Annotated in this window: 27 protein-coding genes; 12 read left to right on the top strand and 15 right to left on the bottom strand. The window is 61.4% G+C overall.

Annotated elements, in window-relative coordinates:
• Positions 1-2 precede the first annotated feature (2 nt).
• The 8 genes from LHAB_RS05785 to LHAB_RS05750 all read right to left on the bottom strand — a co-directional run bounded on the left by LHAB_RS05785 (position 3) and on the right by LHAB_RS05750 (position 5198).
• Positions 3-1151 (bottom strand): methanobactin export MATE transporter MbnM, encoded by a 1149-nt coding sequence (locus LHAB_RS05785; protein WP_090044560.1) that lies wholly within the window; start codon positions 1149-1151, stop codon positions 3-5.
• Positions 1152-1172: 21 nt separating this feature from the next.
• Positions 1173-2057, bottom strand: a complete 885-nt coding sequence (locus tag LHAB_RS05780; RefSeq protein ID WP_090044558.1) for an MbnP family copper-binding protein — start codon at positions 2055-2057, stop codon at positions 1173-1175.
• Positions 2058-2077: 20 nt separating this feature from the next.
• Positions 2078-2623: a copper chaperone PCu(A)C gene (locus tag LHAB_RS05775; RefSeq protein WP_090044555.1), complete on the bottom strand. Its 546-nt coding sequence runs from the start codon at positions 2621-2623 to the stop codon at positions 2078-2080.
• 9 nt (positions 2624-2632) lie between these two features.
• Positions 2633-3070, bottom strand: a complete 438-nt coding sequence (locus LHAB_RS05770; RefSeq protein WP_090044553.1) for a cyclic nucleotide-binding domain-containing protein — start codon at positions 3068-3070, stop codon at positions 2633-2635.
• 245 nt (positions 3071-3315) lie between these two features.
• On the bottom strand, positions 3316-3714 hold the full coding sequence (locus LHAB_RS05765) for a DUF2946 family protein (protein WP_090044550.1): 399 nt from the start codon (positions 3712-3714) through the stop codon (positions 3316-3318).
• A 26-nt stretch (positions 3715-3740) separates the two neighbouring features.
• Positions 3741-4214: a copper chaperone PCu(A)C gene (locus LHAB_RS05760; protein ID WP_090044548.1), complete on the bottom strand. Its 474-nt coding sequence runs from the start codon at positions 4212-4214 to the stop codon at positions 3741-3743.
• 132 nt (positions 4215-4346) lie between these two features.
• The gene (locus LHAB_RS05755) at positions 4347-4712 is read right to left on the bottom strand and encodes a DUF2946 family protein (protein ID WP_228763360.1); all 366 of its coding nucleotides are present in this window, start codon (positions 4710-4712) and stop codon (positions 4347-4349) included.
• A gap of 63 nt (positions 4713-4775) precedes the next feature.
• The gene (locus tag LHAB_RS05750; RefSeq protein ID WP_090044546.1) at positions 4776-5198 is read right to left on the bottom strand and encodes a BLUF domain-containing protein; all 423 of its coding nucleotides are present in this window, start codon (positions 5196-5198) and stop codon (positions 4776-4778) included.
• A gap of 130 nt (positions 5199-5328) precedes the next feature.
• Here LHAB_RS05750 and LHAB_RS05745 point away from each other — a divergent pair, with 130 nt between their 5' ends.
• The 4 genes from LHAB_RS05745 (at position 5329) to LHAB_RS05730 (ending at position 7363) form a co-directional block, all read left to right on the top strand.
• Positions 5329-5979 (top strand): glutathione S-transferase, encoded by a 651-nt coding sequence (locus LHAB_RS05745; RefSeq protein ID WP_090044543.1) that lies wholly within the window; start codon positions 5329-5331, stop codon positions 5977-5979.
• 115 nt (positions 5980-6094) lie between these two features.
• Positions 6095-6466: a TraR/DksA family transcriptional regulator gene (locus LHAB_RS05740; protein ID WP_194943109.1), complete on the top strand. Its 372-nt coding sequence runs from the start codon at positions 6095-6097 to the stop codon at positions 6464-6466.
• 20 nt (positions 6467-6486) lie between these two features.
• Complete coding sequence (locus LHAB_RS05735) at positions 6487-6861, top strand: hypothetical protein (protein ID WP_090044537.1); 375 nt, start codon at positions 6487-6489, stop codon at positions 6859-6861.
• Between the two features lie 88 nt (positions 6862-6949).
• Positions 6950-7363, top strand: coding sequence for a VOC family protein (locus LHAB_RS05730; protein WP_194943108.1), 414 nt, complete (start codon positions 6950-6952; stop codon positions 7361-7363).
• 152 nt (positions 7364-7515) lie between these two features.
• On the opposite strand, the gene mrdA is transcribed toward LHAB_RS05730, so the two are convergent.
• The 4 genes from mrdA to LHAB_RS05710 all read right to left on the bottom strand — a co-directional run bounded on the left by mrdA (position 7516) and on the right by LHAB_RS05710 (position 12076).
• Positions 7516-9498, bottom strand: a complete 1983-nt coding sequence (gene mrdA / locus LHAB_RS05725) for a penicillin-binding protein 2 (protein ID WP_090044531.1) — start codon at positions 9496-9498, stop codon at positions 7516-7518.
• A 2-nt stretch (positions 9499-9500) separates the two neighbouring features.
• Complete coding sequence (mreD, locus tag LHAB_RS05720; RefSeq protein ID WP_090044528.1) at positions 9501-10022, bottom strand: rod shape-determining protein MreD; 522 nt, start codon at positions 10020-10022, stop codon at positions 9501-9503.
• Positions 10019-10960 (bottom strand): rod shape-determining protein MreC, encoded by a 942-nt coding sequence (gene mreC, locus LHAB_RS05715; RefSeq protein WP_090044526.1) that lies wholly within the window; start codon positions 10958-10960, stop codon positions 10019-10021. The genes mreD and mreC overlap by 4 nt, the downstream gene beginning before the upstream one ends.
• 72 nt (positions 10961-11032) lie before the next feature.
• A complete protein-coding gene (locus LHAB_RS05710) occupies positions 11033-12076 on the bottom strand; it encodes a rod shape-determining protein (protein ID WP_090044524.1) in 1044 nt (347 codons plus the stop codon).
• Positions 12077-12287: 211 nt separating this feature from the next.
• Here LHAB_RS05710 and gatC point away from each other — a divergent pair, with 211 nt between their 5' ends.
• From gatC to gatB, 3 genes are read left to right on the top strand one after another with little or no spacing between them, the layout of a single operon-like run.
• Entirely contained in the window at positions 12288-12587 is a 300-nt protein-coding gene (gene gatC / locus LHAB_RS05705; RefSeq protein ID WP_090044521.1) for an Asp-tRNA(Asn)/Glu-tRNA(Gln) amidotransferase subunit GatC, read from the top strand.
• Positions 12588-12590: 3 nt separating this feature from the next.
• Positions 12591-14051 (top strand): Asp-tRNA(Asn)/Glu-tRNA(Gln) amidotransferase subunit GatA, encoded by a 1461-nt coding sequence (gatA, locus tag LHAB_RS05700; RefSeq protein ID WP_090044519.1) that lies wholly within the window; start codon positions 12591-12593, stop codon positions 14049-14051.
• On the top strand, positions 14052-15512 hold the full coding sequence (gatB, locus tag LHAB_RS05695) for an Asp-tRNA(Asn)/Glu-tRNA(Gln) amidotransferase subunit GatB (protein WP_090044516.1): 1461 nt from the start codon (positions 14052-14054) through the stop codon (positions 15510-15512).
• A 111-nt stretch (positions 15513-15623) separates the two neighbouring features.
• On the opposite strand, the gene LHAB_RS05690 is transcribed toward gatB, so the two are convergent.
• Positions 15624-16634: a fumarylacetoacetate hydrolase family protein gene (locus LHAB_RS05690; protein ID WP_090044514.1), complete on the bottom strand. Its 1011-nt coding sequence runs from the start codon at positions 16632-16634 to the stop codon at positions 15624-15626.
• Between the two features lie 103 nt (positions 16635-16737).
• Here LHAB_RS05690 and LHAB_RS05685 point away from each other — a divergent pair, with 103 nt between their 5' ends.
• From LHAB_RS05685 to LHAB_RS05675, 3 genes are read left to right on the top strand one after another with little or no spacing between them, the layout of a single operon-like run.
• Positions 16738-17568, top strand: a complete 831-nt coding sequence (locus LHAB_RS05685) for an IclR family transcriptional regulator (protein WP_090044511.1) — start codon at positions 16738-16740, stop codon at positions 17566-17568.
• A gap of 14 nt (positions 17569-17582) precedes the next feature.
• Positions 17583-18824 (top strand): DUF3108 domain-containing protein, encoded by a 1242-nt coding sequence (locus tag LHAB_RS05680; protein WP_228763359.1) that lies wholly within the window; start codon positions 17583-17585, stop codon positions 18822-18824.
• 53 nt (positions 18825-18877) lie between these two features.
• Positions 18878-19159, top strand: a complete 282-nt coding sequence (locus LHAB_RS05675; protein ID WP_090044506.1) for a BTH_I0359 family protein — start codon at positions 18878-18880, stop codon at positions 19157-19159.
• A 92-nt stretch (positions 19160-19251) separates the two neighbouring features.
• On the opposite strand, the gene LHAB_RS05670 is transcribed toward LHAB_RS05675, so the two are convergent.
• Both LHAB_RS05670 and LHAB_RS05665 read right to left on the bottom strand, forming a co-directional pair.
• Positions 19252-20328 (bottom strand): AbrB family transcriptional regulator, encoded by a 1077-nt coding sequence (locus LHAB_RS05670; RefSeq protein WP_090044504.1) that lies wholly within the window; start codon positions 20326-20328, stop codon positions 19252-19254.
• 18 nt (positions 20329-20346) lie between these two features.
• Positions 20347-21681 carry an omega-aminotransferase AptA gene (locus tag LHAB_RS05665; protein WP_090044501.1) on the bottom strand — a complete coding sequence of 445 codons (1335 nt, stop codon included), beginning with the start codon at positions 21679-21681 and terminating at the stop codon, positions 20347-20349.
• A 172-nt stretch (positions 21682-21853) separates the two neighbouring features.
• Between LHAB_RS05665 and purU the strand changes: the two genes are divergently transcribed.
• Positions 21854-22702: a formyltetrahydrofolate deformylase gene (purU, locus tag LHAB_RS05660; RefSeq protein WP_090044498.1), complete on the top strand. Its 849-nt coding sequence runs from the start codon at positions 21854-21856 to the stop codon at positions 22700-22702.
• Between the two features lie 89 nt (positions 22703-22791).
• Positions 22792-23667, top strand: coding sequence for a LysR substrate-binding domain-containing protein (locus LHAB_RS05655; protein WP_090044496.1), 876 nt, complete (start codon positions 22792-22794; stop codon positions 23665-23667).
• Positions 23668-23703: the final 36 nt, after the last annotated feature.

The raw sequence follows: 23703 nt of genomic DNA, 5'->3' as shown, positions 1-23703 counted from the left end.
CCTCAGCGACTGGCAGGCCAGGGATTGGCGTGGCGAGGGTTGTGAACAAAGGTGTGGTCGGTCAAGGTGTTCAAGAAAGCGACCAGGTCGCTGACTTCTTGCTCGCTGACCTCGAAGCCCCCGATCAATGAACTGCGCAAGGGGCTGGGCCCGTTGGTCGTACCACCTGCGCGGCCAGCCTGCGCGTAGTGGGCACGGATGACTTGGTCGAGCGTGGCGATGGAGCCGTCGTGCATGTAGGGCGCGGTCAGCGCAATGTTGCGCAGGCTGGGCGTGCGGAACTTACCCATGTCATCGGCGTCGCCCGTGAACTCGCTGATGCCCGGGTTGTCTGCGGGGTAAGCACCCCGGCCATCCAGGTTGTGCAAGCCTGTGTTGTGAAAGCCGCGCTCAGCCAATGGCAGCTTGCTGTGGCGGATGTTGTCGGTGAAGGTGAAGCTGCCGTGGCAGTGGTAGCACTCCATCTTTTCGCCAAAGAACAGGCTTTCTCCGCGCTTGGCCGCTGGGGATATGGCCGTGGGCTGGCCGCCGTATTTGTAGCGGTCATACGGGCTGTCAAACGAGAGCAGGCTGCGCTGAAAACTGGCCAAGGCTTTGGTCAGTGTGCCCAGCGAATACAAAGCTTCGCTGCCTTTTGCGGCTTCGACCGGAAAGGCTTTGGCAAACAAGTCGCGGTAACGCGCATCGGCTTGCAGGCGTTCAAACAGTTCTTTCTCTCGTCCTGCCATGCCCATCTCGACCGGGTGCTCGCCAAACAGCGGAATGAGCGCCTGCACCTCCAAAGCCGTGAGGTTGGGGTTGGCCCAAGTCAGCACAGGCAGATAGGCCACATTGGCCAGCGCCATGGCACTGCGTTGACCCGCTTGCCCGGTCACGCCTTTGGCCACGGCCAGACCATCGGTGAAGGCTTTGTCCTGGTGGTGGCAGGTGGCGCACGACATGCTGTTGTCAGCCGACAGGCGTTGGTCGTAAAACAGGTGCCGCCCCAGCTCGACCTTGGCCGCACTCATCGGATTGTCTGCGGGCACCACAGGGCGTGGCACCCAGGCAGGCAAGTCCCAATGAAAAACGTCTGTGGAGCTGCCCGTGAGCACAGCCCAGCCGGCCAAGGCCAGCAGGCAGGTGCTCAGGGTTTTGCGCAAAGGGTTCATGGCCGAGCTCTGGGGTGCAGATCAGCGCTTGGACAAAAGTCGTTGAGGGCCTGCAGCGGCCACGCCGTCATAGGCCAGGCCCAGCGCCTGCATCACAGGTGAGCAGTCGCCGTCTTTGGGGAAGCTCATGCAGCCGGGCGATGTGCCTTTGGCGTTGACGTCCACATTGGCCTGTGCCAGCACCGCGCCCATGTCGGCCACCACGGTGTTTTTGCGAAGGTCAAAGCCATCGAAACGCACCGTCATGCGGTTGGGGTTTTGGCAAGCGCTGGGGGCTTGGGTTTTGCTCTCGCCCGCGCATGCCGTGCTGCCCAGATGCACCGAGTAGCGCGTGACCGGGCCCATGGCGTTGGCTGCTGCGGGTTTGTCTGTGCTGATGCCGCTGCTGGCGGTGTCGAACTTGATGAACTTGTAGCCGCCTTGCCAGTTCCAGAACATGGCTGTGGAGTTGAGCGGCGCGGGGGCGACCGTGGGGTCTTGGTGGTTTTGTGCAAAGGGCACGCCCACGGTGAGTTCCACCCCGGTGTACTCACCCGCAGGCACTTGACCACGCACGCTGGTGTTGGTGGCTTCAGTGCCATTGCGGCAAGGGCCTGCGCCGTTTTCAAAGTCCAGCAGCGCCACCGATTGCTGTTGCCACACGCCGTCTTGCGCAAGTTGCACGGGTACGGTGCTGCCGTCTTGGCGCACCAGCTTGACCTCGCTCACGTACATGCGAAAGTCGCTGGGCGTGATGGTCGAACGCGTGCTGCCCACGCCTTCGTAGCGCTGGCCGCAGGCAAAGGGCTGGCCGTTGATTTGGGCGGCAAACTTCAGCTCAACTGCTTGGGAAGTGGGTGGGCTGGGCAGGGTGCTGCAGGCGCTCACGGTCAAGGCCAATGCCGTCAGGGTGAAAAGATTTTTCATCGTGTTCTCCAGTTCAAAAATCAATGCTTGTGCGCAGGTGCACCTGCTCGCGGTGTTTGCACCCAGACGTTCACACGCCGGGTGCCTGCTTTTTCAAAGACCAGCTCCAGATCGAAGCGGTCACCGTCTTTGAGGGGTTTGGCCATGTCCAGCAGCATCAGGTGGTGCGTGCCTGCGCCGCCGTGCCGCAAGGACACTTCGGTTTGCGCGGGCAACTCCAAAGTGGGCACTTGGCGCATGCGCATGACGTTGCCGTCCATCTGCATGTGGTGGATTTCGACCCGCGCAGCCACAGCGGTGCGGGCCGACAGCAGGCGGTCAGGCGTTTTGCCTTTGTTGCGGATCGACTTGAAATACACCGCGCCGGTGGTGGTGCCTGCCAAGGTGGGCGTGGCGTAGGGGTGGTCCATGACCACATCGCCTTGGCGAAAGTCGTGCGCGTGCGCAGAGCCCATACCCAACAGCGCCAGGACGACCAGCCCCAGGAACAAACCGCCTGCCGTAAAGTTCAAGCCGAAGCCAGTTTTTGGGGCGCTTTGCCAGCGTTTAAAAATCACCTGTTGCATGTCTTGCTTTCAGGCCACCATGGCAAAGGGCTGGCCCACCGCCCACACACTGGGCACGCGCAGGCGAGGCTGCTTGCGTTCGGGCAGCAAAGTGTTGAGTTCGCGGCACACCGTCTCGAAGGTGGAGTCGACCACGCGGGCCATTTCCTTGAGTGTGGGCAGTTCTTTGCGCTGCACGGTCAACACACGGCCATCGGCCTGCTTGCCCAACACCGTCAACAAATAGGCCAGGCGCTGCACGATGGGGCCGGTGCGCAAACGGTGCATGTCGCAGGTTTGGCGTTGCTGCTGCATGAAGCCCTGCGTCATGGTGGTGTAGCGGTCCAGATCTTGGCTCACCGGGTGGGGTACCGCTTGGGCATTCACCAAGGCCACGGACGTGAAGGCATAAGGCTCGGCACACAAGGCCTCCACGCCGATCAGGTCACCGGCTTGGGCCAGCTGCACCAGAATTGGACCGTCTTGGCCTTGGCGCTCTAATTTAAAGACACCCTCAGTCACCCGCCATACTGGGCCTACGCCACCTGCGGTCAACAAGCATTGACCGCGCTTAACTTCGATGGGCTCACCCACTGGGATTGGATTCAAAAATTTCACACGATGCTCCGCACTGAATTGGCCAGTGCCCGCGATGAGAAGCGGACATCTGGCAAACAGCAGTCGGGCATGTGCCCGGCCTGCCACGGCTGAAATCAGGCGTGGACAGGTGGGGCGCGGGAGTGGACCGTCCAGTGCAGGACTGCTTGAGGAATGCGTGGATCCAATTGCGCCAACAAGGGCGGCGCTTGTGGCATTGCCTGCCACGACACAGGGTTGGGCGGCGGCGCCATGCGGTCGCTGGCCAACACGCACAAGGCGCAATGGTCGAGCATGGACGCGTCTGGCACAGAACCTTCGTCGCTCTGTGTATTGCCCTGCTGGTTGAATACTGTCTGTAGTCTGCCGTCACTGGTGCACACCACCATCCAAGGCACGGCGCTGCCCTGGCTCCAGGCCCGCGCACGCGAGACCGTGGGGGCCAAAGCCGCCAGCAGCATCGCGCACAGCAGCCACAGGCTGAGCCTGCGCAGTTGGGCTGAAGTCCAGGTCATGGATGGATCAGAAAAAAGTCAAGGAATCAATGCTTGTGCATGTGGCCGTCGCCCTGCTTCATGGCGGGTGCGGCGGCCATGCGTGCAGAGGCCTTGATTTCGATGTTCTGGCGCTTGCCGTCTTTGCCTTCAACCACCAGGGTCACGGGCACGGTGTCACCGTCTTTGACCTGGCCCTTCAGGTCCATCAGCATGACGTGGTAACCGCCAGGCTTGAGGTCCACCGCTTTGCCGGCAGGCAAGGCCAGGCTGGGCACGGCACGCATTTTCATGACGCCGCCATCCATGGCCATTTCGTGCACCTCCACCACACCCGCCACCGGCGACTGGGCCGAGATCAACTTGGCGTCTTGGCTGGACTGCAGTTGCATGAAAGCACCTGTGGCTTTTTGCTGCGCCACGGTGGCACGCACCCAGGCGTCTTTGACAGTGACTTGGGCTTGGGCCTGGCTGAACAAGGCCGACATCAGGACGGCAAAAGAGACAACAACGCGTTTCATGGCGAACTCCAGTTTAAAAAAGACACAAGGGGAAAGGGTATGGCGCCGCTTGAACGACAGCCCATCGGATCGCGGACAGTGCGGGCGGCTCATGCGGGCACGCCGCACTTGGCCGTCAAACAGCTGCCGTGATCAAGAAAAAGTGGGTGGAGCGCGGGCCTGCCAAGGCAGGCCGATGAGCGAAGCCAGCCGGCCCTGCTCTATAGGACGCAGCGCATGAGACAGCCCGACATAGACTGGCGCTGAAACCGAGACCACCGGGGGTGCGGCCACCGGCAAACACAGGGGGCAGTGCAAGCCGTGGTGGCTGCCTTGCGCTTCCTCACCATCGGCATCGAGCTGGAGCAACTTGACGCTGCCCGCGGTGGTGCACACCAGTTGCACACCCTCTGGGTTGACCAGCGGCGAAGCCACGGCCACCCCCACAAACAACGCAAACCAGACCAGCACGAGGCGGGTGAGGCGGTGGGCGTTGCGCAGGGATTGCAGATTGAACATAACGATAATTATCGCATCGAAGGTTGAGGCCTATGGACACAAACTGTCAATGCACCCGTCTCTTCAGATGGTTGTTTCGGCTTTTTCATCTGAAAATTGGTCGGTTGCCCACTGTCCGCATCGGTCAGCCGCACTGGACATGCCTTGGGCATCCACCGGGAAAAAACCGGGAATGTCGTATTTATCGTAGTGCGCATAGGACGAAAAGGCCATGGCCCAATCTGCAAACTGCCGATGGGTGATGGGGCCTCGCGCCAACAGTTCTAAACCGTGATGCCGCTCATCGCGTTGGAGGCTTTTCCACAAAGCATCGATCGAGCCAGAGGGGCCTTCGATGCACTGAACAAAGATTTCCTCGGTGTAGAGCAAATGCCCCGTGATGCCCAGGCTCAGGTTTCGTTTGCGGCACTGCACCAGCAAATTGAACAAATGCAGGCTACCAAGTTTGTGGGTGGCTTGTGAGCGGTATACAAGTCGCTCCAACATACGGGCTCCGAATAAAGAGTAGCAAGATTTTGGAGGGGCGTCTTGATACGGACCTTACAGGCATATTGGTGACTCGTCAGTTCAGCGCCATAGGCTAATCTGTGTTTTACCTACTTAATTGGAGACCCCCATGCTCACACTCTGCGGCTTTGCAGCCAGCAACTACCACAACAAAGTCAAGTTCGCCCTGCTCGAAAAGGGCGTGCCATTTGAAGAAGAACTGGCCTGGGTCGGTGCCACCGACGCTGCCGCCAGCCCCTTGGGTAAAGTGCCTTACCTCAAGACACCCGATGGCGCGATGTGCGAGTCGGCCGTGATGCTCGAATACATCGAACAAAAGTATCCTCAAAACCCCTTGATCCCTGCCGATCCATTTGCCGCCGCCAAGGTGCGTGAGTTGGCGCTGTTTCTGGACCTGCACCTGGAGCTGGTCGCGCGCAATTTGTACCCCGAAGCCTTTTTTGGCGGCAAGGTGAGCGACTCGGTGAAAGAAAAAGTGGGCGCGCAGCTCGAAAAGAACGTCGCCGCCTTTGCCAAGCTGGCCAAGTTTTCGCCCTTTGTGGCGGGCGACAGCCTGACGCTGGCTGACTGCGCCGCCGTGACGCACCTTCCCTTGGTGTCTGGCGCCACCAAGCTGATTTACGGCAAAGACTTTTTGGCCGAATTGCCGGTGCGTGACTACCTCAAGATGATGGGCGAGCGCCCCCACATGCAAAAAGTCAACGCCGACCGCAAAGCCAATATGGATTTGATGATGGCGCGCATGAAAGCCAAAAGCTGAGTCTGTTCGTTTGAGCACTTGATGCGCATCCACCCCGGCCCGTGGCAGTCGCCACGCGGCAGCGGGGGTTGACCCACATCAATACCGCGTCCACCCAGGCGCCTAGGATGAAGCCATGACTTCATCCCACACCCCTTCCCTCTCCGCCCACCGCGAGCGCCTCTTGCGTGAGCGCACGCAACTGTTGCAGCGCATCGCCCAAGAGCGCGGTGGCGTGGTCTCACGCGCAGACATGGCGGCGGAGCACGATGTGCGCAGTTTTGACGACCGGGCCCAGGCCATTTCCGAGCGCAACGACGAGTTCGCCATGAACGAACACGAAACGGCAGAGTTGGGAGACATCGCAGCCGCACTGGAGCGCATGGATGTGGGCACCTATGGCCATTGCACCGACTGCGGCGTGACCATCCCGACTGAACGCCTGAACGCTTACCCGACCGCCAAACGTTGCATCGATTGCCAGACTGAGGCCGAGCAGCGCCGTTGATTTTTTCACCAAGGATTTTGATGAGCACTTTTCATGCGGTCGTCTGGATGGACCACCAAGAAGCCCATGTGGTCATGTTTGACCGTGAGCACGTTGAAGCCCAGCGCATCCCAGCGCGCAGCCACCACAAACACCAAGGCAAAGCCGGTGACACCGCGGCCTTTTATGCCGAGGTGGCCAAAGCGCTGGCGGGCGCACGGGAAGTGCTGTTGACGGGACCAGGCTTGGCGCGCAATGAATTCCGAGATTGGTGCACCCGCCACCAAAAAAGCATTGCAGCGGCTGTTGTCGACAGCATCGCCAGCGATCACCCCTCTGACGCGCAACTGGTGGCCATGGCCAAGCAGTACTTCAAAAAATTTGACGCGATGGCGGCAGACCCCTCGCAGACCTGAGCGCTTGCTGGCGCTCAGTCCAGGCGGGTGGATGCATTCGGGTTCTTCCGGCTGTCCCTGCGCCTGACGGGCTGATATGCTTTCGGGCATGCACAGCCTTTTTCATTTTGCTTTTCATGTCACCGACTTGGACGAGGCGCGCCGCTTTTATGGCGGTGTTCTCGGCTGCCAAGAGGGCCGCTCCACCGACACTTGGGTGGATTTTGACTTTTTCTCGCACCAAATTTCTTTGCATCTGGGCGAACCCTTCAAAACCACCCTGACGGGCCATGTCGGCGAGCACCTGGTACCCATGCCGCACTTTGGTTTGGTTTTGCAAAAAAACGATTGGCAAGCGCTGGCCGACAGACTGCAAGCGGCCAATACCCAGTTTGTGGTTGCACCGCATCTGCGCTTTGCAGGCCAAGCGGGCGAGCAATGGACCATGTTCTTCATGGACCCGTTTGGCAATCCGATTGAAGTCAAAGGCTTTGCCGACCTGAGCACGGTGTACGCGAGCTGAAGGGCACGGAGCGCACCTTGGCTTCGGCCACCCTCTTGCTGCTGACTTTCATGTTGGTGGGCCCGTCGTTCTTGAAGACCATGAGCCTGTCGGACTTGTCCTGGCCAATCTCTTGCGCAAAGCTGGCCACACCGACACCCTGCTGCGTGAACTCAGTTGACTGAATTGAGCTTTCGGCCTTCCAAGGGCACGTCTTGCTTGGTGCGCGGTTTGCCAATCGGGCTCGCAGTTTGGCCTTTTTGGGTGGCGGCCATGTCGTCTTCGCTGGGGTATTGCCCGAGCAGCCAGTAATCAAACACGCGTCGGGCAATGGGGGCGGCTGAGGCTGCGCCAAAGCCGGCATTTTCGACCACCACAGCGACCGCAATTTGGGGCTTTTCGGCTGGCGCATAGGCCATGTACAGGGCATGGTCGCGCTGGTATTCGGACAAATTGGCAGCGTTGTATTTTTCTTTTTGGCCGATGGTCACGGCCTGGGCTGTGCCGGTTTTGCCAGCGCTGGTGTAACCGACCCCGGCAAACACACGGGCCGAAGTGCCAGAGGTGACCACACCCACCAAGCCGTTGCGAATGACCTCCATGTGCTCGGGCTTGAAACCCAAGTCAACAGGCTCGGCGGCATTGACTTGAGATTGTGCGTGGGTCAATGCATCTTGGGTGGCCGTGACCACTCGGGGTTTGAACTGCACCCCACCATTGGCCAGAGTGGCCGTAGCGGAAGCCAACTGCAACATGGTGAAGGTGTTGTAACCCTGGCCAATGCCCAAGGAGATGGTTTCACCGCCGTACCATTTCTTTTGCTCGGGCTTTTTGTAATAGTTGCGCTTCCATTCGGTGCTGGGCAAGATGCCACGCACTTCGCCCGGCAAATCAATGCCGGTGAGTTGGCCAAAGCCCAGCGGCCTCATGAAGTCGTGGATCGCGTCCACCCCCATTTCGTTGGCCAGCGAGTAGTAATACACATTGCTGGACAGCACGATGGAGCGCACCATGTCCACAGGCCCGAGGCCGCTGTCGCCATGGCTGCGGAAGGTGTGGCCTCCATAGGTCCATGAACCTGCATCGTTGATGATGGTGTTGGCGCTGCGCTTGCCCGTGGACAAAGCAGCCATGGCCATGAAGGGTTTGTAGGTCGAGCCTGGCGGGTAGGTGCCTCGCAAGGCCCGGTTGAGCAAGGGTTTGTCGATCGACTCGTTGAGCTTTTGCCAGTTTTCGACGTCAATGCCGTCGACAAATAAATTGGGGTCGAAGGTGGGCTTGCTGACAAAGGCCAGCACCTCGCCCGAGTTGGGATCCAGCGCGACCAATGCACCGCGCCGATCACCGAACAAGTCCTCCACCATTTTTTGCAACTGAATGTCGATCGACAACACCACGTTTTGCCCCGGTGTGGCCAAGCGGCTGGACAGGCTGCGGGTGGCGCGGCCTCCGGCCGAAGTCTCCACCCGGTTCACCCCGGTGATGCCATGCAACTCACGCTCGTAGCGCTGCTCCACACCCAGTTTGCCGATGTACTCGGTGCCCCGGTAATTGCCCGCATCGTCGTCTTCTTCGATGCGCTCTTTTTCTTTGGCGTTGATGCGGCCGATGTAGCCCACCACGTGGCTGGCCAATTCGCCGTAAGGGTATTGTCGAAAAAGGCGGGCCTTGATGTCCACACCCGGAAAGCGGTAGCTCTGAGCGCTGAAACGCGCCACCTCTTCGTCACTCAATCGGGTGCGGATGGGCAAAGAGTCAAAACTGCGCGAGTCCTCGCGCAAGCGTTTGAACCTGCGGCGATCCTTGCCCTGAATCTCGACCACCTCCGACAAAGCGTCGATCGTGGCGTCCAAGTCGGACACCCGCGAGGGCGTGATTTCCAGGGTGTAGGCCGAGTAGTTGCTGGCCAGCACAACGCCATTGCGGTCCAGGATGGTGCCGCGTGGCGGCACCGTCGGGATGACGGCCGTGCGGTTGCTTTCGGCTTGCTCGTGCAAATCCTCGTGCCGCACGATCTGCAAATAAGACAGTCGGGCAACCAGCAACAAAAAGCACACCAACACCACCACCTGCACCACCGCCACCCGAGCGCGAAACCGTTGCAGGTCGGCCTGGCTGTCGCGCAACTCGGTAAGGGAGGGCAGCCGCAGTGACATGGTCAAAGAGGACGGATGTTGTCAGGGTCAAACGCACGCCGCTGTGGCGCGAGCAACAAGGCCCCCACCAAGGGCCACAAGGCGGCCTGAAGAAATGGCGCCAGCAGCTGGCTCCAGTGCGGCCAGACATCGTGAACGATCAGGCGGGTGGCCCACTCGAACAAGGCCGCCACCAAAAACAAGGGCACGATCTGCAGAGTTTGTTCGCGCAATGGAAACCACAACAGCCGACGCTGAACCGCCAGCGCCAAACTGCTGAGCACGACATAGGACAAGGCGTTTTGCCCCAGCAAAGCCGACTCGTGCACATCGAGGGCCAAACCCAGTACAAACGCCAACACCACCCCCACACGCCGCGGCTGGTAAACATTCCAAAACACCACCACAATGGCCAGCACATCGGGCAGCCAACGCCAGCCAACCAGTCCCAACAGCATGTTCAACAGCAAGCCCACCACCACCGTGAAGGCGATGAAACGGGGGTTGGCGGGCAAGAGCAAGGGGCGCCCTGCGGGCATGATCATGGTTTGCCTCCTGATGGGGCAGCGGCAGCGGGTCGGCCTTTGCCGCTGCGCTTGGGCTCTGGCGCTGCCGTGGGCACAGTGGGCCAGTCTTTCACCGGCATCAACACCAACAAATGGCGCCCTCGCGGTTGGGCTGACGGGGTGGCATGCACGCGCGCAAATGAAGAGTCCACACGGCGGTCAATCTGGCTGACTTGTCCCACATGCAAACCCGGGGGGTACACACCATCAATGCCACTGGTGGTGAGCAAATCACCGGGCTTGACATCTGTTCCTGAAGGGACGAACTTCAGCTCCAATGCACCACCCGGTATAGCCGGATTGCCCACGGCCACATGGCGACTGCCGGTGCGCGCGTTCATGACCGGAATGCTTTGGCCTCGGTCGGTCAGCAGTGTCACCTCGCTGACCAAGGGGTACACACGCGTGACTTGCCCCACCACGCCACCCACATCAATGACCGCCGAGCCTTGCACGATGCCCGCGACTTGCCCTCGGTCCACCACGATGCGGTCGGTGTAAGGGTCTGCCGAGTCGTAGAGCACCTCGACGGCCTTCGACGGTCCTGCCATTTGCTCGCGCAAATCCAGCAGCTCACGCAACTGGGTGTTTTCCTGGGTCAGCTGTTCGACTTGCTGCAGGCGCTTGGCTTGGGCAATGGTGCGGGTCTGGAAGGTTTGGGCAGCATCCTGCGCGGCTTCCAAATCGCCAAAGTATTGACCCAAACCGCTCAGTGCACGCCCGGGTTGAAGAGAGAGCCATTGCAAAGGGGCCAGCAGAACGGCAACGCCCGATCGCAGGGGTTGCGAGATCTGAAAACGGTGGTCCGAGGCCATCAACAAAATGGACAGCAAGGACAGCAGCACCAGTTTGGAAGTCGCAGACAAGCCCTGCCGAAAGATCGGCGGAGCACTGCGTTCAAAGGTATCCAGAGCCATGAAAGTGTTGCGCCGGATTCAGTTGGGAAAAGGCGGGGTCGTTGAGCGATGGCTGACTGCCCGAAACAAGCCTTATTCGCTGGTGAAGATGCTGCCCAACTGGTCCATGCGCTCAAGCGCCATGCCACAACCACGGGCCACGCAGGTCAGCGGGTCTTCGGCCACCAGCACCGGCAAGCCGGTTTCTTCGGCCAGCAAACGGTCCAGGTCGCGCAGCAAAGCGCCGCCACCGGTCAACATCATGCCGCGTTCGGCGATGTCGGCCCCCAACTCAGGCGGGGTGTGCTCAAGAGCGGTTTTGACAGCCGACACGATCTGGTTGAGCGGATCGGTCAGGGCTTCGAGGATTTCGTTGGAACTGATGGTGAAGCTGCGCGGCACGCCTTCAGACAGGTTGCGGCCCTTGACTTCCATCTCTTTGACTTCGCTGCCCGGAAAGGCCGAGCCGATGGTCTTTTTGATGGCTTCGGCGGTGGGCTCACCGATCAGCATGCCGTAGTTGCGGCGGATGTAGCTGATGATGGCTTCGTCGAATTTGTCGCCGCCCACGCGCACACTGCCCTTGTAAACCATGCCGCCCAGCGAGATCACGCCGACCTCGGTGGTGCCGCCGCCGATGTCCACCACCATGGAGCCCGAAGCGGCCGACACGGGCAAGCCCGCGCCAATGGCGGCGGCCATGGGTTCTTCGATCAGGTACACCTCCGAAGCGCCTGCACCCAGGGCCGATTCGCGGATGGCGCGGCGCTCCACCTGGGTGGAGCCGCAAGGCACGCAAATGATGATGCGGGGGCTGGGGCGGAACGTGCTGCGGGGGTGCACCATGCGGATGAACTGTTTGAGCATCTGCTCGGTCACGGTGAAGTCGGCGATCACACCGTCCTTCATGGGGCGAATGGCTTCGATGTTGCCGGGCACCTTGCCCAGCATGGCCTTGGCCTCGTGGCCCACAGCCTGCAAGGTCTTTTTGCCTTGGGGGCCACCTTCGTGGCGAATGGCCACCACCGAGGGCTCGTCCAGCACGATGCCCTTGTCACGCACAAAAATCAGGGTGTTGGCGGTGCCCAGGTCAATGGCCAGGTCACTGGAAAAATAACGGCGAAAAGAAGAAAACATTCGAAGTCCTTTGACGCGCCATACACCAAGCGCCTGGGTGGCAGATCTGGGGTAAGCGCGGCTGTCAAATCAGGGGTGCCGTCCAGGCGAGCGCAGTGGATGCGCAGAGGTCGGTACCAAACGCAGGATAATACCCGATCCCCCGGTAAAACAGGTGCGCAGCAACCCCGTTTGGACCGGAAAAAACGTCCTTTACAACTCTTTTCAAACCATGTCCCTGACCCCGCAGGATATTGCCCGCATCGCCAACCTGGCCCGGCTGGAGCTCAAGCCCGACGAAAGCGAGCGCATGCTCACACAGATCAATGGCTTCTTCGGCATGGTCAAAGCAATGCAGGCGGTGGACACCACCGGCATCACCCCCATGGCCCACCCCGTTGCAGCCATCCAGGACATCACGCTGCGCCTGCGCCCCGACGTGGCCAGCGAGCCCAACCAGCGCGAACTGAACCAGCAAAGCGCCCCTGCCGTCGAGCGCGGGCTGTTCTTGGTCCCCAAAGTCATCGAGTAAGCCATGAGTGACCTGCACAACCTCAGCGTGAAAGCGTTGGCATCCCTGTTACAGACCCAAGAAGTCAGCGCCGTCGAAGTGGCCACGCGCTTTTTGGCCCGCATGGGCGGCAACCCGCACAACGCCTTTCTGGACATCGACAGCGAAGTGACGCTGGCCCAAGCCCGCGCATCCGACGCCAAAATTGCTGGCGGCACGGCAGGCCCCTTAGAAGGCGTTCCGGTGGCGCACAAAGACGTGTTCGTGACGCGGGATTTCGCCACCACAGCGGGCTCCAAAATCCTGAGCGGCTACCGCTCGCCGTTTGACGCCACCGTCGTACAGCGCCTTCGCTCCGCAGGCATGGTCACATTGGGCAAGCTCAACTGCGACGAGTTCGCCATGGGCTCGGCCAACGAAAACTCAGCCTTCGGCCCGGTGCAAAACCCCTGGGACACGGCCCGCGTGCCCGGCGGCTCATCGGGTGGCAGCGCCGCCGCCGTGGCCGCCGGCCTGGCGCCCGCTGCGACCGGCACCGACACCGGTGGCTCGATCCGCCAGCCTGCCAGCTTTTGCGGCATCACTGGCATCAAGCCCACCTATGGCCGCGCCTCTCGCTACGGCATGATCGCCTACGCCTCCAGCTTGGACCAGGCCGGTCCCATGGCCCGCAGCGCCGAAGACTGCGCCTTGCTGCTCAGCGCCATGTGCGGCCCGGACCTCGACCGCGATTCCACCTCGCTGGACGTGGCTGCCGAAAATTTCACCGCCTCCTTGAACAACTCGCTCGAAGGCCTGCGCATTGGCATTCCGAAAGAATTCTTTGGCGAAGGGCTGCACGCCGATGTGCGCGCTGCGGTGGATGGCGCTTTGCGCGAATACGAAAAGCTGGGCGCAAAACTCGTGCCCATCAGCCTGCCGCGCACCGAGTTGTCGATTCCGGTGTACTACATCATTGCCCCCGCCGAGGCCAGCTCCAACCTCAGCCGCTTCGATGGCGTGAAGTTCGGTCACCGCGCCAACGACTATGTGGACCTGGTGGACATGTACAAAAAGTCCCGCGCCGAAGGCTTTGGCAACGAGGTCAAACGCCGCATCATGACCGGCGCCTACGTGCTCTCGCACGGGTACTACGACGCCTACTACCTGCAGGCGCAAAAAATCCGGCGCATGATCGCCGACGACTTCCAAAACGCGTTCAAAGAATGCGATGTGATCGCCGGCCCCGTGGCCCCATCGGTGGCTTGGAAGTTTGGCGAGAACGCCAACGACCCGGTGGCCGACTACCTGGCCGACATCTTCACCCTGCCCGCTTCGCTGGCAGGCCTGCCCGGCATGAGCGTGCCCGCCGGCTTTGGCGCGGGCGGCATGCCCGTGGGCCTGCAACTGATCGGCAACTACTTCAAAGAAGCCCAGCTGCTGAACGCTGCACACCGCCTGCAACAAGCCACCGATTTCCACCTTCGCAAGCCGGAGGGCGTTTAAATGACTGCACCTAAACTCGTCCAAGGCTACGAAGTCGTCATCGGCTTCGAAACCCACGCCCAACTCTCGACCCAAAGCAAAATTTTCAGCCGCGCCTCGGTGGCCTTTGGTGCCGAGCCCAACACGCAAGCCTGCGCGGTGGACATGGCCCTGCCCGGCACACTGCCGGTGATGAACATCGGCGCGGTCGAACGCGCCATTGAGTTTGGCCTGGCCATCAACGCGCACATTGCCGAGCGCAGCGTCTTTGCGCGCAAAAACTACTTCTACCCCGACCTGCCCAAGGGCTACCAAATCAGCCAGTTCGAGATCCCGGTGGTGCAAGGCGGCGAGGTGTCGTTCTTCCTGGAAGAAGGCAAAGAGACGGTGCGCAAAACCGTGCGCCTGGAGCGCGCCCACCTCGAAGAAGACGCGGGCAAATCGCTGCACGAGGATTTCATTGGCCAAAGTGGCATCGACCTCAACCGCGCTGGCACACCGCTCTTGGAAATCGTGACCCAGCCCGACATGCGCAGCAGCGAAGAAGCGGTGGCCTACGCCAAGGAGCTGCACAAGATCGTCACCTGGATCGGCATTTGCGACGGCAACATGCAAGAAGGCTCGTTCCGATGCGACGCCAACGTGTCGGTGCGCAAACCTGGGGCCCCCCTGGGCACGCGCCGCGAAATCAAGAACCTGAACAGCTTCAAGTTCATGCAGCAGGCCATCGACTACGAAGTGCGTTGGCAGATCGACCAGATCGAAGACGGCCATGCCATCCAGCAAGCCACCGTGCTTTTCAACCCCGACACGGGCGAAACCCGCGCCATGCGCACCAAGGAAGACGCCGCCGACTACCGCTATTTCCCCGACCCGGATCTGCCGCCCCTGGTGATCGGCCGTGACTGGGTCGCGCGCGTGAAAGGCGAGATGGCCGAGCTGCCCCGCGTGATGGCCGAGCGTTTTGTGCGTGACTACGCGCTGCCCGAATACGACGCCACGCAACTGACGCAAAGCAAGGCGATCGCCGCTTACTTTGAAGCTGTGGCCAAAGCCTGCGGCCAGGCCAAACTGGCCAGCAACTGGATCATGGGCGAGGTCTCACGCCGGCTCAATGCCAGCGACATGGCCATCGAGCAAGCACCGGTGAGCGCCGCACAACTGGCTGCTTTGATTGGCCGCATCAGCGACAACACCATCAGCAACAACGCGGCGCGTCAGGTGTTTGATGGCCTGTGGAATCAAGAAGGCGATGTTGACGCCCTCATCGAAGCCAAAGGCCTCAAGCAGATGAACGACAGCAGCGAGTTGGAAAAAATCATCGATGAGGTGCTGGCCGCTAACCCCAAAAACGTGGAAGAGTTCAAGGCCGGCAACGCCAAAGCCTTGAACGGTTTGGTCGGCCCCATCATGAAGGCCAGCAAGGGCAAAGCCAATCCGGGGCAAGTGAACGCACTGCTGATGAAGAAGCTGGGCGGCTAAGCCACATCACTTTGGACGATGGCGCGGGCCCAGGACCGCCCATCTCGGATCGGTCGCTCCACGCTGCGTGTCGGTGAGCGCCGATCCCGAAGGATGCGGGCCGTGCTGGTTTCAGCGCTCGAGCGGCACCACTTCTTGCTCGATCGCCCCGAACACACTCTCGCCAGTCAAGCCCTTCATCTCGATGCGGATGGTGTCGCCGTATTTCATGAATTCGGTGCTGGGTTGGCCATCCAGGATGGTTTCAATCGCGCGTTTTTCAGCGATGCAGCTGTAACCCTTGGGCCACGCGGGTTGGCCATTCACTTCCACGCTCTTGTTGCTCACGGTGCCGCTGCCCACGATGGAGCCGGCGCGCACATTGCGCGTCTTGCAGATGTGGGCGATCAGCTGACCAAAGTGGAAGGTCATTTCGGGCCCCGCTTCGCACATGCCGACTTTGCGGCCGTTCCAAGTGGATTGCAGCGTCAGGTGCACGCGGCCGCCATGCCAGGCGTCGCCCAACTCGTCGGGCGTGATGGCCACGGGGCTGAAGGCGGTGGCGGGTTTGCTCTGGAAGAATCCAAACCCTTTGGCCAATTCGTTCGGGATCAGGTTGCGCAAGCTCACGTCGTTGGCGAGCATGATGAGGCGCACGCCTTCGATGGCATCTTCGGCGCTGGTTTGCATGGGCACGTCGCCGGTGATGACGGCGATTTCAGCCTCGAAGTCGATGCCAAAGGCTTCGCTGGCGCACACCACCGGGTCACAGGGGCCCAGAAAATCATCGCTGCCGCCTTGGTACATCAGCGGGTCGGTGTAAAAGCTGCTGGGCACTTCGGAGTTGCGCGCCGCACGCACGAGCTCCACGTGGTTCAGGTAGGCCGAACCATCGGCCCACTGGTAGGCGCGGGGCAGTGGCGCCATGCATTGCGCCGGGTCAAACGGAAACGCGTGGCGGGCTTTGCCCTGGTTCAGGGTGGTGTACAGGTCTTCCAACTGGGGAGACAGAAAGTTCCAGTCGTCCAGCAGCTGTTGCATTTTGCTGGCGATGCCGGTCGCATAATGGGCGGTGCTCAGGTCGCGCGAGACCACCACCAGTTGTCCGTCGCGTGAGCCGTCTTTGTAGGTCGCCAGTTTCATCTTGAATCAGTCCGTTCGGTTCGCAATGGGCTACAGTGTGCACCACCGAGAAGTTACGCATTGTTAAACCCATTTAACTAAACGAAACCGGATTTTAGGCGACATGAACCCAGAGAGCACGGCCATCCCATCCAAAGACAGCGACAAGGAACGCGCCGGTATCCAATCGGTGGAGGTGGGTTTTGCGCTGCTGGATGTGTTGGCTCAAGCCCCCGGACCGTTGATGTTGCGTGACCTGGCGGCTGCGGCCCACATGAGCGCCGCCAAAGCCCACCGATATCTGGTCAGTTTCCAGCGCCTGGGTTTGGTGGTGCAAGACAGCACCAGCACACGCTACGAGCTGGGCCCAGCCACCTTGCGCTTGGGACTGGCCACCTTGTCACGGCTGGACGCCGTCAAGATGGCGCGCGAACGCTTGCCCGCATTGATCGAGATCACCGGCCACACCATGGCCCTGGCCGTCTGGGGCAACCGGGGGCCCACCCTGGTGCACTGGCAAGAGACACCTTTGGCCATGCCGGTCAGCTTGCGCTTGGGCGATGTGATGCCCCTGCTGTCATCGGCCACGGGGCGTTGCTTTACCGCCTTCAACAGCCATGGCGGCGCAGCCGAAAAAGCGGGGCCCATGATCGAAGAAGAGCTGGCATTGGCCCGCAAATTGGGTCGCAGTGACTTGCCCAGCACACCGGCGCAACTGCAGGCCATGGTGAAAGAAACCCGCCAACAAGGCTTGGGCCGCGTGGTCAACGTGCTGCTGCCCGGCATTTCCGGGTTTTGTGCACCGGTCTTTGACGCCGATGGGCACTTGGTGCTGGGCGTGGTGGCGCTGGGATCGTCGGCCACACTCGACACCGCATGGGACGGGCCAATTGCGCAAAGCTTGCGCCAATTCGCGCAGCAACTGTCGGCCGATCTGGGCTGGCGCAGCCGCTGAACAGGAGGGCTCGGGTGCCTGCACATTCCAGCGCCAAAGCCAGCTCAATCGGGACAGCGCAGCCATCGCGCCGTCCACCGCTGTCGCTGGTGGCTGCCGTGCTGGCCGTGCACATGGCTTTGGTCTTGGGCCTGAGCGGCACGCTGGAGTGGCGGCTGCAAACGGCAGAACCGATCCGCGTCGCCCCCATGCAAACCCGGTGGGTGCCGCCCACACCCGCGCCAACACTCTCGCCTGTGCAAGCCGCTGCCCCCCAAGCTCGCACCCGGGTGGCGACCGAGCCCAAAGCCGCACCGGCACCAGACCCGACACCAGCAACGCCGCCCGCCCCACCCGTCGATGTGGCCATGGCCAACGACAGCGCCATGGCCGAGCCCACCTCTGCGCCCACACCTCAAACAACACCTGAGCCCACGCCATCAGCCTCTGACGCGTTGTCAGCTTCAGAAAAAGCACAAGAAATCGGCGCCAGTCCTGCGCCAGCCAGCCCTTTGGTCCCCGAAGCATCCTCAGCATCTGCAGCAGTCCCCGCCGACACAGCCAGCACCGCTTTACCGCCCATACCGCTGGGCGCACTGCCACCCCCGGTTTTGTTGAGCTACCGCCTGACGGGCCAGGACAAGGGCTTGAATTACCACGCCAGCGGTGAATTGAGGTGGCAGCACAACGAGACGGCTTATGCCTTGGGCCTGTCGGTGAAGGCATTTTTGGTGGGCACCCGCCACTGGCGCAGCCAGGGCGACATCACCAGCGCAGGCCTGGCCCCCAACCGTTTCTCGGACAGCTGGCGCAACGAGCGGGCCGCCCACTTTGACCGCATGCAAAACCGGGTGATCTTCAGCAACAACGCCCCGGTGGCCGTGCTCGAAGCGGGTGCACAAGACCAGATCAGCCTGTATGTGCAACTGGCCGCAGCCATGGCCGGTGAGCCCCAGCGCTTCCAACCCGGCACGCGTTTGCTGCTGCAAACCGCCACCATCCGGGACGCTCTGCCTTGGCTGTTGACTCTGGGGGCGCCTGAAACCCTGCAACTGAACGGACAAGCCGTCTCCACCCTCAAATGGGTGTGTCAGCCGCGCAACCGCTTCGACGCCACAGTCGAGTTCTGGGTCTCTGCACAGCACGCCTGGATGCCTGTTCGCATCCGCATCACCCAGGTCAGCGGCAGCTACATCGATTTGGTGATGCGCGGCCAAGAAGCCTTGCCCCCACTGCCCGCTTCGGCCCCTGCCGGAGAAAAAACCACACCATCTTGAAGTTGTTCTGAAAAGCCCCACTTGTGGAGCAGAACTTGAGGGAGAATGAACGCATGAACCTGCTCTACGAATCCGAAACCTTTGCCGTGATGCATGTGTTGGCCAACGCACCTGCCGAACCGGCCCCCGTGACCAGCCCACCCCTGCTGGAACGCCATGGTTTTGAAATCGTGGACAAGCGCTCAGGCAAAGAGGTGTATCTGGACGGCTCGTGGGCTGAAATGTTTCAACAGCAAATCCAGGCCTGGCAGCAGCACACCCCGACGCAGGAAGAAGTCGAAGACACGCTCGAAGGCTACACCGGCTTGGCCCAGCAACCGGTCGTGGTGCACTGACACGACGGCTCCGCTCAGGGTGCACCGAACTTGCGGGCCTGACGCATGTCAAAGCCGCATCTTCGCCCGACGCATCATCAGCCGCCTGCCCTTCAGGCGGCTTTTTTGTGTCTGCCGACCCACTTGAAAATCGGCCCCACCAAAATCAGCACCGCCACCAAACGGCAGACCTGAAAGGTCGTGACCACCGGCACCCCCAACTGCAAGACCTTGGCGGTGATGGCCATCTCGGCAATGCCACCGGGAGAGGTTCCCAAAATCAGGGTGGCCGGGTGCAAGCCCGTGCTGTGGGCCAAGAACAGGCCAAACCCCAGCGACAAAAGCATCATGGCCACAGCGCCCAAGGCCGCCGTGGCGAGCCAACGCGGTGCGGTGTGCACAAATTCACGCTGAAAGCGCACACCCAGGCTGATGCCGATGAGCAACTGTGCGGCATTCGACAAATCCGTGGGCACGGCCGACCAATGCACGCCTGACAGCGTCAAGCCCATCGAGACCAGCAAAGCGCCCATGAACCAGGGATTGGTCCGCTTGAAAGCCACCATGACCAAGGCGCCCGCCCCCGTGACCAGTGCCAAACCCAACAAACCCCACCCATGGGCCACCACCGGACCGGGCAGCAAACGCGCATCCACCTGCAAACCCCAGTGGCTTTGTGCCCACTGCATGGCAAAAGGCAAGGTCAACACCACCAGCACCAGGCGCACACTGTGGGCGGCGGCCACCAGATCGGTGCGCGCGCCGTGGCGCTCGGCCAGCAAGGTCATTTCGGACGCACCGCCGATCGCACTGGCAAAGTAAGTGGTTGCCCGCCAAGCCTTGGGCGGCAAATGGGCCATGTCAGCCCTGTGACGATGTTGCAACCAGGCGTCAAACAAGGCACCCAGGACCAAGGCCCAAAGCACCGCCAGCGCAATGGCCCACCACAGGCTGACCACCAAGGCACCCACTTGCGGGGTGAAATACAGCCCCAGCACCACCCCAATCACCCATTGCCCAGCGTTGCGCAGCCAGGGCACACTGTAGGTGGGTGCACCCCACACCGAAGCCACGGCCGTGACCAGCAATGGCCCCAACATCCAAGGAATCGGGGTGCGCAGCCCCACACAAAGCTGGGCGGCCATCAGCGCCACCAGCAAGGTCAGCGCCGCTCGAAGCGCCACGCTCATGCTTCGCAGATCATCCGCTCAAGCATGCCTGCGGATGCTGTCGGCCACGGTCTGCACGATCTGGTCGATGTGCGCGTCTTCCACGATGTAGGGTGGGCAGATGACGATGTTTTCGCCAGCCGGACGGACCCACACGCCATGGTGGAAACAGTCCATGAAGATGTCGTAGGCGCGCTTGCCGGGCGTGCCCGGGATGCTGGCCAGCTCCACCGCACCGGCCAGACCCAGCGTGCGGATGCCGATCACATGGGGCAAGCCCTTGAGTGCACTGTGCATGGCATCGCCCAGAACACGGCCTTGCTGGCCCGCACGAGCGAACAGGTTTTCTTCCTTCATCAAGTCGAGCGTGGCAATGGCCGCGGCGCAGGCCACAGGGTGGCCTGAATAGGTGTAGCCATGGAAAAACTCGATCGCATGGGCCGGTGAGTTGGCGTTCATCATGGCGTCGTAGATGAAGTCACGGCAGATCACGCCACCCAGCGGGATCACGCCGTTGGTCACGGCCTTGGCAAAGTTCAGCATGTCCGGCACCACACCGTAGTAATCCGCCCCAAAGTTCACGCCCAAGCGGCCAAAGCCGGTGATGACCTCGTCAAAAATCAGCAAGATGCCATGCTTGTCACAAATTTCGCGCAAACGCTTCACATAGCCTTGGGGCGGGATGTACCAGCCCGCGCTGCCGGCAATCGGCTCGACGATCACGGCGGCGATGTTGCTCGGGTCGTGCAACACCAGAATGCGGTTTTCCAGCTCCAACAAGGGGTCTTCGGCCCACACGGGTTCTTCGTGGTGGATGTAAGCGTGGTTGACCGGGTCGTGGATGAAGCGCATGTGGTCCACACGCGGCAGCAGCTGCGCGCCATACACCTTGCGGTTGGCAGGCAGGCCGCCCACGCTCATGCCGCCAAAGTTGACCCCGTGGTAGCCCTTTTCACGGCCAATGAACACATTGCGGTGGCCTTCGCCACGTGCGCGGTGGTAGGCCAGAGCCACTTTCAGGGCGGTGTCGGCGGCTTCGGAGCCCGAATTGCAAAACAGCACCTTGTTCAGGTCACCGGGGGCCATCTCGGCGATCATCTGCGCCGCCTTGAAGGCCTTGTCGTTGCTGGCCTGAAAGGCCGTGGCGTAGTCCAGCGTGTCCAGCTGTTTTTTGATGGCTTCGTTGATCGGGCGGCGGTTGTGACCCGCACCCACGCACCACAGGCTGGAGATGCCATCGATGACTTTTTTGCCATCGTGGGTGGTGAAGTGCATGCCCTCGGCACCTACAAACACGCGCGGGTCTTGCTTGAACGTGCGGTTGGGCGTGAAAGGCAACCACTGGTTGTCCATGTTCAGGTCGGTGTGGGCCACAGCAAAACTCCTCGGGTTCGATCAAGCCGAGCAGTTTAAAGGGCAAACGCTCAGCCCATCGCCCCGGCGCGACACCCGGCCTGCCCCAGCCATAGGGGTCTCCTACAATAGGACGTTAAAACGAACATGCCCACCCTCACGAAGGTGACAGCGAACACCGCAGCTTCAAGCCATGACGACCACCTACATCCTCACCCTTTCCTGCCCTGACCGCACCGGCATCGTGCATGCCGTTTCAGGATTTTTGCTGGAGCGTGGGGGCAATATCGAAGAAGCCGCCCAATACAACGACCACGATACGGGTCTGTTTTTCATGCGCGTGCAGTTCGCTTGCGCTCTGGCCGATGGCGAGACTTTGAATGCACAGTGGGGCGTTTTTGCCCAGACCTTTCAAATGAAATGGGACCTGCACGCCACGTCCCAGCCCATGCGCACGGTGCTCATGGTCAGCAAGGAAGGCCACTGCCTGAACGACCTGCTGTTCCGCTGGAAAAGCGGCTTGCTGCCTTTGGACATCCGCGCCATCGTGAGCAACCACCGCGAGTTCTACCAACTGGCGGCCAGCTACAACGTGCCGTTTCACCACATCCCGGTCAGCAAGGACAACAAGGCCCAAGCCGAGGCCCGTCAGTACGAGATCATCCAGTCCGAAGGCGCCGAATTGGTGGTGCTGGCGCGTTACATGCAAATCCTCTCTGACGACCTGTGCCGCAAACTGGCAGGCCGCGCCATCAACATCCACCACAGCTTTTTGCCCAGCTTCAAAGGCGCCAAGCCTTACTACCAGGCACACGACCGGGGCGTGAAGCTGATCGGCGCGACTGCACACTATGTGACAGCCGATCTGGACGAAGGCCCGATCATCGAGCAAGACGTGGCCCGCGTGGACCACAGCAAGACCGTGGAAGACCTGACCACGATTGGCCGCGACACCGAAAGCCAGGTGCTGGCCCGCGCCGTGAAGTGGCACAGCGAACACCGCGTGCTGATCAACGGCCATAAGACCGTGATTTTCAAATAAATTATTTTGCGGGACAGATCTTCAGCGCTGTCCCCAACCGATTAAGCTTTGCGGGACAGATCTTCAGCGCTGTCTCTAACCCACTCCAAATGTCCGCCGCCTCTCGCATCCCGCCCATCCAGTGTCTCTTGACCTTTGAGGCACTGGCGCGTTTGCGCAGCGTGACCCAAGCGGCCGAAGAACTTTGCGTGACACCCAGCGCCGTGAGCCACCGCGTCAAGCAGCTCGAGCAAATCATCGGCACCAAGCTGTTTGGACGGGCGGATTTTTCACTCACCACCGAAGGCATCGAATACTTGGCCCATGTGCGCGAGGGCCTGGTGTCGCTGCAGCGCTTTCCCAGCGCCAGCAACACGCCCGGTCGTCGCAAACTGCGTCTGGCGGTCACGCCCACCTTTGCGCGCTCGGTGCTCATGCCGCGCCTGAAGCATTTTTTAGACGCCTACCCCGAAATCGACATCACGCTGCAGGTGAGCATTCCTTTGCTGGATGTGGTGGCCGAAGACGCCGACCTCACGGTGCGCTTTGGCACGGGCCGCTACTCGGATGTGGAGCACGTGTGCCTGGCCAAGGACGACGTCACCCCCTTGGCGTCACCGGCTTGGTTGCGCGAAAACGGCCCCTTTGCCACCGCCGAAGACCTGCAAGGCGTATCCCTTCTGCGCAGCCCCCTGGAGCCCTGGCGCACCTGGTTTGCGGCGCACGACCTCGATTGGCCCGAACCCACCGAAGGCTCGTCCTTCAACGACATCGGCCTGATGTGCGACGCTGCCGCCCAAGGCCTGGGCGTGGGCCTGATCCGCACCAAGCTGGGCGCCCCTTGGCTGGAGAGCGGGCAACTGGTGCGCCTGTTCGAGCGCAGCGTGCCCAGCCCCCACGCCCACTATTTGTGCTGGCGCACCGGCACCATGGAGCGCTGGGAATGCGCCACTTTTGCCGACTGGCTGAAAAAAGCACTGGCCTGAGCCCTCCCCGAGCAAGCGCGCCCCCGCCCGCGACAG

The sequence above is a fragment of the Limnohabitans sp. 2KL-27 genome, assembly GCF_001269345.1.
Taxonomy (GTDB): Bacteria; Pseudomonadota; Gammaproteobacteria; order Burkholderiales; family Burkholderiaceae_C; genus Limnohabitans_A.
This window is presented reverse-complemented; position numbering and strand designations above follow the sequence as displayed.